Here is a 9,641-nt window from a genome sequence, read left to right on the forward strand (position 1 = left end):
ACTATTTGCACTCCAAAAGACATTTATCGGGCTTGGCCACATTAACTATAGCAATCACCGCCCCAACCAAGGGAAAGCTAATTGGCACAGCCCCCACCAAGAAGAAAAACATGATACTTAAATTTATAACCCACCCTCTACCAGTAGCCATAAATGACACAAATAAAGAGAAAAAGAAGAAAAACGCCAGCCAGCCCAACTCATAAATTGGGGCCGCGACTGAAGACATTATCCTAGACCCAGCATAGCCATACCAGAAAAACCCATTAAAGTATTTCACTAACCCCTCAGAATGAAGCTGATAGTAACTAAACCCATGAGGAATAAAGAAATCTTGCCAAGCGCCATATAAAGGAATAACAACATGACTAGCACGAGCGTTAAGACTCGCATCTTTGAAGATTAAAAGTAAGGGATCTGCTAACGCCCTTTGAATTAACGCAACCAACCGCGAGGACGGAAAAAAATCAAAGTACAACAAGCCGGCCGCCATTGCTCCCAAACCCACCACACCACACCACAAAAAAAACAACCGAGATGGGTATCGAAAATTATATATAAACCAGCCAAAAAAAAGAATCAACAAAAGAAGAAGCCCAAAAGCTGACTTTGCAAAAAAAACCACGCACAGTGCATTAACCAATATCATCAACCACAAATAATTAGCAGGCCTATAATCTGAAACCAGAAAATATACCCATGAAATAAAAACTAACATAACCGCAAAATAGCTTGGCTCCGGCGCAAGAGACGTAACACCACGATCATCAGTGGTACGAACAGAAACCAAAAAAGAAAAAATAGCTTTCCCCCAGACCACCTGCGCCACTCCTGCGAACACCCATACGATATTAGCCAAAAGGATGAAGCGAAGCGTAAAATAAGGGCAGTCCCTGAAAAGCAAATAAAAAACATGCACCGAGACGGCCAAGCCAAAATATGAAGCGATCGCCCGCATCTCAGAAAATCCGAAACCGACTCGAAAGGCGGTAATACAGGCCAACAATCCAACCAGCAGTGAATTAATATATAAAAGAAATATAAACGACGGCAGCCTCGATCTCAAAGAAAACAACACGACAATAACTGAAATAACAATATAGTACGGCTGTGTATCGAGATCAAAAATACCGAAGGATATCCATGGAAACATCAAAAAAAACAGCGACATCCATCTCAACTGGCCACTCACAACCGCCGCCCCTGCTTACACCTTGGAACAAGCCCAGCTAAAACTTCCTTTAGCCCCCCCCTTTTTATTGAAATTAAATCTTTGTATTTATTTATCAACATGCGTTCCTCATTAGAAAATGGGAGCAAGCCATGACGATGAATCGCACTGCGCATAGACGCCACATCCCTAAAGCACCTACGGTTCAAACCCACCCCCTTTAGTAACGAGGATATCTTATCGGTATTGGACTCAACTGCATAAAAAGGAATTTCCAACATCATGAGCAAGCAAACCAGATGAAAGCGACCAGTGATTACAAAATCATAACATTTGAGACCTTCGACAAACGCATCTACATTCCGCTTCACAGATGGCAACCACACGAAAAGCAATAAAAAAAACCTAATGCCATGCAGCGGATTCTTCAATGCCCATCGTTTGGGGTACCTGCGGAAAAATTCCTTAATCCAAGAGACACGAGAAGATGCAAAAAATAGAGTTTCAGCCTCTCCGCACAACGAAACTCTTAATTCCTCTAATTGCAACGCAGTGGATGGGACAACGCTATCTGTAACAGCCAGTCGAACCTTATTTTCATGATGCGAAGCATGCTCTATACTACTAAATTCTGAAAAAAACAAAGCGTCAGGTATAACCTCTGAAGAAATATTAAAACCAGCAAGCTCATCAAAGCTAGCTTCTTCCCTAACAGCAATAAATCGAAAAAAATTGAATGATCCGTATAAGTCGTAAGAATTACAGCGGACCGTAGCATTAACCAACACACATGGAATATCTAACTGACAAGAAACCCCCGCCACCCTTACCAATTCATATGCAATTTCTTTATCTCGATGCATTGATCCTTCGCCATTTATGAGCACCAAATCAAGCTCATCACTATGTTCCTTCAAAAAGGGAACCGCCGAACTTATATTACGAATAGATATATATCCAGAAACCACCCCCCCTAGTTCTAAGATAAGCGCAGTCAAGTTCCTAACGACGAGCTCACATCCCACATGAGCTTCCGCCCTAGTATCATTCACAAACAAAACACGAAAGCCGCCAGCCTCAATATCCATAAAAAGAATTACTCATTTTTACCTCTAAACCAGCCCTACCTAGCGCAGAAAAGATATGCTCTGCTCTGCTAGAGAAAGGAATTTTTCCAGCCTGAGTATCATGCACGCTCTTGCTTTTAAAATTCTCAATTCGACTATCCTTTAGTATGAGATTATCAGTTTCCTCCCAAAAATATTTCCCACCGAAATCTACTCCATGTAGCACCACAAGCCGACCATTACAACTATAAACATAATTAAGCGCAAAAACCAACGAACTCAAGAAAGAAGAAAATGAATATTTTCGATGCGTCACCCACAAATCCAATGTTTTTTGCGTAGAAAACTGTTGAGGTCGCAAAGGAACATCAATTAACAATCCCCCAAAGGAAGTATACTTCCTCATAAAATCAACGCTATATCGTCCTTTTGTCCAAATATTCTTCATTAAAGTTTGAGTATTGTTCTTTTTAGCGTGCAAAGCACATGCCTCAAACTGTAATTGAGAATACTCATCACCGTTGCAATTCTCAATAAAAATTGCATCTAAACGGATAGGCAACAGTGCAGACAAATTGAATCCCAGCACCACTTCTCCCTTGTTTATCCTATCCAAGTAGCGCAATGAAGACGCACCCGGCATTACAATATGGACAATTACCCCTGAAAAATCAGGCTTGTCCTGAAACACCTCCAGACCAGTACTTTCTTTAAAACCAAGAGCAATACTATTGACATACCTTGCATAGCAAAATTTATATAAATCCAAAGCACACAGCTGTAGCATAGAATGGCTTACCCAACTTTCCGCTTTAAAATCTGACTCATCATAAATAACCGAGCCCTCCAAAAAACCAATAAATTCTGAAGAACAACCGCAATAGTGGTCGCTAGCGCCGCCCCCGTTACCCCCCAGCGCGGTACCAAAAGAAGAGTGATAAGCGACGTGAAAAATGCTGAAAATATTAGTATATTCCTGACTTGTCGCTGAAGCCCGCACATATTCAAAAGCAAACCAACCGGACCGGTAGCTATGTTTATTAATTGACCCAAGACTAGTATAACTAGCAAATTCGCGCCTCGCTGGAAATCAACTCCAAAAAGACCCAAGAAATAACTAGGAAAACAAATCAAGAGTAGCGCGACAGGAATGGCAACGACTAGCATGCACAAGGTAGAATTGCGAACCAAACGATCCAGTTCAGCCATCCTTCCTTGGGAATATAACGAAGCAAGTCGGGGCCCCAGCACACTATTACATAGAATCAAAAAGAACGTCAGCGATAGTGCCAGACGATGAGCAACTGAAAAAACCCCGAGCTCGCCAGCCGAGACAAACCCCCCTATTATCAATATCCCAACCCACTGAACCAAATATGACGCGAGACTAATTAATGTATAGTCCGGAAGAGAAGCTAAAAAGGAATCTTCTATTTTTATTCTTATAGGAAACCAAGCAACAGCGCCAAATCTTCTCTGCGCAACAATACGCAGTAGACCAAATGCCAACCCTCCTGCAACCAGCAGTACGCAACACAAAATCCATGCAACATCAACCACACCAACAGTTAATCCAAGCGAATTGCTCACCATAAAAATTACTGAAACCGCAAAAAAAATAGTCCCCACCTCAAAAAAACAAGCCATTACTGGTTGCCGAAACGCTTTAAACAAAACAACCTGCAAACACAACAAGGTATATAAGGGCAACAAAATTGCCATCGGTTCTAATAGACGCGCCAGCTTACTCTCTTCAAAAACATCCAAAGCCAAGTAGCCCCGCCCTATCCATAAGATCCCAGCCAATACCAGACTGGCGAATCCAGCAACCAAGAATGTCCACGATTTAATATAACCCCATTCAAATCGATTACTATCCGAATAAGCAATACTTGCAAACCGAAGCAAAGCATTCTCTAGCCCAACTCTTGAAAGCACACCGAATCCTACCACCAAAGAGAAGGCCATCATAAAAATCCCTACAGCTTCGGAACCTAGGCTTCTCCCAAGAACCAAATTAAAAGTAATAGTTCCCAGTGCGACTATTAATCGAGCTAAAAAAAATACAGCTGTAGAAACGCTGATCAAGTTGGAAAGAAATTTTATAAACACGAAATTCAAGCTAACCCCCGGGCCGCTTGCATGGAATCATTCTTGGCCATGCGCTGCGATGAACCTGCTTTTCCCAGAGCTTTGCCCAAAATAGTCTTGCTCTGTTCTCCATGGACCAGCCTAATCTCACCAGGCCACTGCCGCAGCCCCGTCACGAACTCGACCAACCCCTGCTGATCCGCATGCGCTGAGTAGCCGCCGATGCTGGTTACCTTCGCGCGGATATCGAAGCGCTCGCCGTCCAGATCGACATAGCCGCCCCTGGGGCCGTATTGCTGGATGGCATAGCCGGGCCTGCCCTGGGCCTGGTAGCCGACGAACAGCACGTCGTGCCTGGGGTCGTGCAGCATGGCCTTCAGATAGTTGACGATGCGCCCGCCCGAACACATGCCATTGCCGGCGATGACGATGGCGGGGCGTGCGCTCTGGGTGAGGTGGTTGACCACGGCGATAGGGGCGGCGTGGCTGTCGACGGTGTTCACGAATACGTTGTTCCAATGCGCTGCACGCCTATGCCCTCACGCCGTAATTACGCAGGGCAACCTGTTCATCCTCACTCAGCTCCACGCCAGGGGCGTTGTGCAGTTGGTATGCGACCAACTGCCGGCTGACCTGGTGCGTGCGTGCCAGGGTTTCCACGGCCTCGCGCAGGCTGGGTGCGTTTCGCAGCACCTCGATGGCATGTGCCTGGGGCAACAGGGCTTCGGCGGCAAAGGCATTGGCACGTTTTTCACTTTCGCTGTCCACTTCGCCGCCGAGTACTTCGGCAACCGGCAGCGCGCGGGTTCGGTCGACCAGCAGGTGGCAAAGTTCGTGGGCCAGGGCGCTACGACGACCATGCTTGCTGGCCGCCCTGGCCTGTTCATTACGGTTGAGCAGAATCAGTGGATCAATGCTGCCCCAGCAGGCGATCGCGTCGACAGCACCGCTCTCCAGCTTCAACTCCTCGATCGACACGCCCTCCTGTTCGAGCACTGTTTCGGGTTCGAACGGCGCGCTTGGCACCATGTGCAATTGCTCGCGTAGCCAGCGCGCCAATTGATAGCCCTGCTCGAACGGTGGGCTGCCAGTCAGTTGTTCGATCTTGGCGTTGGCCTCAGCGGCGAGGCGGGCGAAAGGCTGCTTGCCGAGCGCAGGGGCTTGCTGCAGACGCTGCATGATCTCGGCGATCTGAACGGTGCTCAGGTCATGGCGAGCCATTCTCGCAGCCGCGAGGTAGACCGGCTCTTGAGCGAAAGCCAGATCGTTGGCCGCAGGCTCGAGAGCAACGAGTCGGGAGAGTTCATCCAGACGCTGGGGGCTCATCCCTGTGCTGTAATTCAGGTAATCCCTGCTCAATTGTTGCTGGCGCCCCTGCCAATGGGTGACAGCCGCTCGCACATGAGGCTGGGTGCTCTTGGCGAAGAGGTTAGCGAGAGCATCACCGATTTCTTCCAGTTGCCGGCCCAGCCGCTGGAAGTCCAGGCGCCTCGCCTGTTCATCCTCATCCACCAGCCAGAGCGTGTTGCCGCTGCGCAGCCAAAGCAGCATCGGCAGGTTGGCACCGTTCATGGCCACGGAAAGATTATGGCGATCGAGGTAGCGATAAAGCTGGTTTTCCTCGGCGTGAATCTGCGGCTCGGGCATGTCTTCCCAGCGCGCCTCGGCCTTTTCCAGTAGCTTGCCGGGATGAGGCACGTCGTCCAGCGGCAGTGGCAAGCCCTGCTCCAGCATCAACGCCGACCAGTTCTGGCCCAGGTAATGGAGCAAGTCGATCCAGGTCCCGTCGAGGCTGCCTTGCTCGTCATCGCCGTACCAGTAAGGCTGACCATCGAGGTACAGAGAGGCTCTCACCCAGCCATGCTCCAGGCTGCCTTGCGAAGGCGCGGAATCGACGATGAGCTTCAGTTCAGCGGCCATGTTCTTTCATCCAATGCCGATAGCCGGGCAAGCAGCCTTGCTGCTTGGCACGGTTTTCCAGTTCCTGCTTGATCTGACGCGGCAGGGATCTGCGCCCCGGGCGGTAGCGCCATGGGTAGCCATGCCAGCTGTCGCCGGAGTATACCGCCTCATATACGACCCCATCATGCAGGTTGTAGATGCGTTCGGGATGTTCCTGCCCAATGGGGTAGGCGATACCGTCATTGAGCAACTGCTCGGCCAGTCGCTTGCTCAGGGTCGATGGGCATTTGCCGATCTCAGCGCTGCCCTCGCGTACGAATGCAGCCCTGGGTTCGCTCCAGCAATGCTTGAAGCGATGCTCACCCGGATCGTAGAGCCGGCGCTGGCACGTGGTTGCCTCATGCATGGAGAACATCCTGTGCGGTCGCATCCCCTGCCCCACCGGTTGTGATTGCCGCAGGCGGCCTGTCGTGTTGCTTGTGCTTTTCAAGGTGCCAGGTAACTAAAATGCAGTTCGGGTTCTTGCCGGCCATGCAGGACACGCACGATCTGGAGCTGGTCCAGCTTGAGTCGATAAAAAACAACGTGCTGTTTAACCACGAAACTGCGCAAATGCTGGCCAAGCTCGGGGCGTGAAACGCCGATATCGGGATGTATGGTGAGGTGCCAGAAGCAATCCCGGACAAGGTCAAGGTAATCACCGGCCTGCTGCTCGCCCCAGGTACGCATGCCATACAGATAAATGTTACGCAGATCCTCTTGCGCAACCGGCGCAATCACCAGCATCAGCTCAGTCATGTATCTGCCTTGATGGCTGCGAACAGGCGATCCAGGCTCTCTTTGGATTCAATTACCGCGCCCTGCCCCTCATCGAGCTGCACCACGCCCTGGTTGATCTGCTCGCGCAAGCGGGCCAGTTTGAGTTCGCCAATCCATGCCTCATGCGTCTCCAGAAAACGCAAGGCTTCACGAATGACTTCGCTGGCGTTGTTGTACAGACCGCTTTCGACCTTGGCCTTGACACGCGATTCCAGCTCCGGAGTCAGTGAAATGTGCATGGGACTTTCCTGCAGAATTCGATGTGGGGTGAGCCTAGACAAGCATCCAAGCTTTGACAATCTTTGTAATGAGGCCTGCCCGCCATCGCCGCGAGGGCGCGCCTCCCACGGAATGCCGTCGCTTGCAGGTCATTGCTTCATGCATGGAAAACGTCCTGACCGGCCAAATCCTCTGCCCCGCCGGTCGTGATTGCGGCAGGCGGCCTGTTGTGTTGCTTGTATTGTTCGCGGAGCTGGGCAGCCAGGATTCGCTTGGCTTCTCGTTCGCCATGCACGATCCGTATATCCGTCGGCCAGTTCTCCATCCCCGTCACGAACTCGCCCAGCCCCTGCTGATCCGCATGCGCCGAGTAGCCGCCGATGCTGGTTAGCTTCGCGCGGATATCGAAGCGCTCGCCGTCCAGTTCTATGCAACCTTGAGTCACTGAAATGCTTCCAGGCCTGTACGGGGAATATGCCCGTGGTTGACCATGACGGTGTTGATCAGCAGAGGAGAGACTTCGAAGTGTTCTGCCGCAGCTTGCAGAATTTCTTCCTCGGGGGATGTCGTCTCCATCCAGTCGATCAGGTCCTGGTAGGGGCACAGGAATTCCTGCGCAAAAGCACGCTGGTATTTTTGCCTTGCGGTTGCCGCGTTGGTGCAGGGTAGCCAGAGCCCTGCCTCGCCACCGTTGAGCCCTTCGGCAACCAGCCTTGCGGCCATGAATCTGCGGGCATCCTTGCGTTTTTTCCCCAGAGATACCCTGGCCCTGTCATTGGTCGCAACTTCCCCGATGCCAATGGACAGGGATTGCTTCATGTCATTGTCTTCGAGAAGCCGCACCGGGGCCTCCAGCAATTCCGCAAAGCGGCGGTTGCTCAGCGGCCCGGCATCAAGCGCAAGATGTTTTCTCAAATTTCTGGCGGCCTCCTGTCCCCGTGCCCAGGGGCGGCCGCCAGTGATCAGTTGCTCGACTTTACCGAGATTTTTGAAGGGCAACCTGATGGCTTCATCTGGATTGGCCAGGCGCTGTTCGATGTCCGCGATATTTCCCTCGACCTGATCATGTCCGAGACTTGCCAGTTCCTGAATGGCCTGTTCGCCATGATCTGTCATCAAGGTCGTCAACTTGTTCAGCAATGCTTGCGGCGCTTCTTCCGGATCATAACCAAGCCTCGCTTCCAGTTGGCGATGCAATGCCGTTGCAGGGTTGGCACGCTCCGCAGACAGGATGCGCCACAGTTCTTGCAGTTGCGTGCCTTCGAAGGTGCCATCAAGTTTTTGCAGGGTCTGCTTTACGAACTGGTCGACACAGGTTTCATATGCTTCTGCCATAACCCAGGTGTCCAGCCTTTCGATATAGCGGAGCGGCCCTGTACTTTCGCAATCCGGCTTCAGGTCGAGCTGTATATTGTCGCCATCCGATACGAAAACAAGATTGGGCCAGGCATAGCCACTGCCAGCCGCCGCCAGCATATGGCTCATGCTCCAGTCATGCACATTGCCCGTTGCATTCGATAAAGGGCCAGGCTCCCACCTGAGACGCCACCAGTTTGCGGTGAACCACAGCGCCAACGGATAAGCGGAAACGACGATGGCATCCTTTACTTGATGCTCTCCCAGGAGGTCCTCATAGCGGAACAAGTGCTGATTGTTGAGCGTGAGGCTCATACGGCAACGCGTCAGCAGTTCTTCCGAGGCCGCGGAATTGCAATCTTCCAGCCAATCCATCTCAAAGTGCATGTCCTGCCTCTCTGCCAATCGCCAAGCTGTTCCAGCGTTTGAGAATTTCGAGCCTCATGGGATCAGACGCCGGCATCGGGTAGCTATGGTAAGTGCCCTTATCCTGATTTTCGAGCTGCGCTTCGACTGGATGCCCTTCTGCCGTCACGGCCCAGATATTCTGTGGCCAGTCACCTTTCATTTGAACGCTGACGACTCCGTTTCTCGCCCCTTCGGATAAAAGCGACTCGGCCACCTTTTTGTCAAAGATACCTGCGTCATCACAAAGTGTTTTGTGAGGTCTTGCATCAGCCGGTGGCGTCAAGCCGAAATTTCCAGGGTTGCGCTTGTGTTCAGGGTTGCCAGTATATTTGACTGCACGAGCCAGGCTGGCGCATTGTTCTGACGACAACTGGGATTGCAGCTTGCGTTTGGGATTGAAAAGTCCGTTACGTGTTTTCATTCCTTTGAATACCCTTGAATATCAGTTGCTATATGTAGCCATCAGTGCCCGCCATCGCCGCGAGGGCGCGCCTCCCACGGAATGCCGTCGTTTGCAGGTCATTGCTTCATGCATGGAAAACGTCCTGACCGGCCAAATTCTCTGCCCCGCCGGTCGTGATTGCGGCAGGCGGCCTGTTGTGTTGCTT

12 protein-coding genes and 1 pseudogene are annotated in these 9,641 nt (G+C 50.9%); 1 reads left to right on the forward strand and 12 read right to left on the reverse strand.

What is annotated here, in order from left to right:
- Nucleotide 1: 1 nt before the first annotated feature.
- The 12 genes and pseudogenes from IN820_RS00485 to IN820_RS00535 form a co-directional block, all read right to left on the reverse strand.
- On the reverse strand, nt 2-1,192 hold the full coding sequence (locus IN820_RS00485; protein WP_193679091.1) for a hypothetical protein: 1,191 nt from the start codon (nt 1,190-1,192) through the stop codon (nt 2-4).
- Entirely contained in the window at nt 1,189-2,259 is a 1,071-nt protein-coding gene (locus IN820_RS00490) for a polysaccharide pyruvyl transferase family protein (protein ID WP_193679092.1), read from the reverse strand. Before IN820_RS00490 ends, IN820_RS00485 begins: the two co-directional genes overlap by 4 nt.
- Nucleotides 2,249-3,025: a hypothetical protein gene (locus IN820_RS00495; protein ID WP_193679093.1), complete on the reverse strand. Its 777-nt coding sequence runs from the start codon at nt 3,023-3,025 to the stop codon at nt 2,249-2,251. Before IN820_RS00495 ends, IN820_RS00490 begins: the two co-directional genes overlap by 11 nt.
- A gap of 8 nt (nt 3,026-3,033) precedes the next feature.
- A complete protein-coding gene (locus tag IN820_RS00500; RefSeq protein WP_328822063.1) occupies nt 3,034-4,350 on the reverse strand; it encodes an oligosaccharide flippase family protein in 1,317 nt (438 codons plus the stop codon).
- A 5-nt stretch (nt 4,351-4,355) separates the two neighbouring features.
- Nucleotides 4,356-4,826: pseudogene (locus tag IN820_RS00505) on the reverse strand (MBL fold metallo-hydrolase RNA specificity domain-containing protein); the annotation flags it as partial.
- A gap of 34 nt (nt 4,827-4,860) precedes the next feature.
- The gene (locus tag IN820_RS00510) at nt 4,861-6,249 is read right to left on the reverse strand and encodes an ImmA/IrrE family metallo-endopeptidase (RefSeq protein ID WP_193679095.1); all 1,389 of its coding nucleotides are present in this window, start codon (nt 6,247-6,249) and stop codon (nt 4,861-4,863) included.
- Nucleotides 6,239-6,637: a hypothetical protein gene (locus IN820_RS00515; RefSeq protein WP_193679096.1), complete on the reverse strand. Its 399-nt coding sequence runs from the start codon at nt 6,635-6,637 to the stop codon at nt 6,239-6,241. Before IN820_RS00515 ends, IN820_RS00510 begins: the two co-directional genes overlap by 11 nt.
- An 80-nt stretch (nt 6,638-6,717) precedes the next feature.
- A complete protein-coding gene (locus IN820_RS00520; RefSeq protein WP_193679097.1) occupies nt 6,718-7,029 on the reverse strand; it encodes a type II toxin-antitoxin system RelE/ParE family toxin in 312 nt (103 codons plus the stop codon).
- A complete protein-coding gene (locus tag IN820_RS00525; protein ID WP_193679098.1) occupies nt 7,026-7,289 on the reverse strand; it encodes a type II toxin-antitoxin system ParD family antitoxin in 264 nt (87 codons plus the stop codon). The genes IN820_RS00520 and IN820_RS00525 overlap by 4 nt, the downstream gene beginning before the upstream one ends.
- A 137-nt stretch (nt 7,290-7,426) precedes the next feature.
- Nucleotides 7,427-7,714 (reverse strand): MBL fold metallo-hydrolase RNA specificity domain-containing protein, encoded by a 288-nt coding sequence (locus tag IN820_RS22465; RefSeq protein WP_328822060.1) that lies wholly within the window; start codon nt 7,712-7,714, stop codon nt 7,427-7,429.
- A complete protein-coding gene (locus tag IN820_RS22470; protein WP_235989034.1) occupies nt 7,711-9,012 on the reverse strand; it encodes a hypothetical protein in 1,302 nt (433 codons plus the stop codon). Before IN820_RS22470 ends, IN820_RS22465 begins: the two co-directional genes overlap by 4 nt.
- Entirely contained in the window at nt 9,002-9,454 is a 453-nt protein-coding gene (locus IN820_RS00535) for a hypothetical protein (protein ID WP_193679099.1), read from the reverse strand. The genes IN820_RS22470 and IN820_RS00535 overlap by 11 nt, the downstream gene beginning before the upstream one ends.
- A 4-nt stretch (nt 9,455-9,458) precedes the next feature.
- Between IN820_RS00535 and IN820_RS22395 the strand changes: the two genes are divergently transcribed.
- The coding region (locus IN820_RS22395; protein ID WP_207793444.1) for a hypothetical protein at nt 9,459-9,641 on the forward strand (183 nt) is incomplete at its 3' end.

This window comes from Pseudomonas lopnurensis, from assembly GCF_015070855.1.
Taxonomy (GTDB): domain Bacteria; phylum Pseudomonadota; class Gammaproteobacteria; order Pseudomonadales; family Pseudomonadaceae; genus Stutzerimonas; species Stutzerimonas lopnurensis.

Excerpts from the sequence above, each read along its gene's own strand:
- IN820_RS00495 (WP_193679093.1), bottom strand. The coding sequence starts at position 3,025 with ATGCTACAGCTGTGTGCTTTGGATTTATATAAATTTTGCTATGCAAGG.
- IN820_RS00510 (WP_193679095.1), bottom strand. The coding sequence starts at position 6,249 with ATGGCCGCTGAACTGAAGCTCATCGTCGATTCCGCGCCTTCGCAAGGC.
- IN820_RS00535 (WP_193679099.1), bottom strand. The coding sequence starts at position 9,454 with ATGAAAACACGTAACGGACTTTTCAATCCCAAACGCAAGCTGCAATCC.
- IN820_RS00525 (WP_193679098.1), bottom strand. The coding sequence starts at position 7,289 with ATGCACATTTCACTGACTCCGGAGCTGGAATCGCGTGTCAAGGCCAAG.
- IN820_RS00520 (WP_193679097.1), bottom strand. The coding sequence starts at position 7,029 with ATGACTGAGCTGATGCTGGTGATTGCGCCGGTTGCGCAAGAGGATCTG.
- IN820_RS00490 (WP_193679092.1), bottom strand. The coding sequence starts at position 2,259 with ATGGATATTGAGGCTGGCGGCTTTCGTGTTTTGTTTGTGAATGATACT.
- IN820_RS22470 (WP_235989034.1), bottom strand. The coding sequence starts at position 9,012 with ATGCACTTTGAGATGGATTGGCTGGAAGATTGCAATTCCGCGGCCTCG.
- IN820_RS00515 (WP_193679096.1), bottom strand. The coding sequence starts at position 6,637 with ATGCATGAGGCAACCACGTGCCAGCGCCGGCTCTACGATCCGGGTGAG.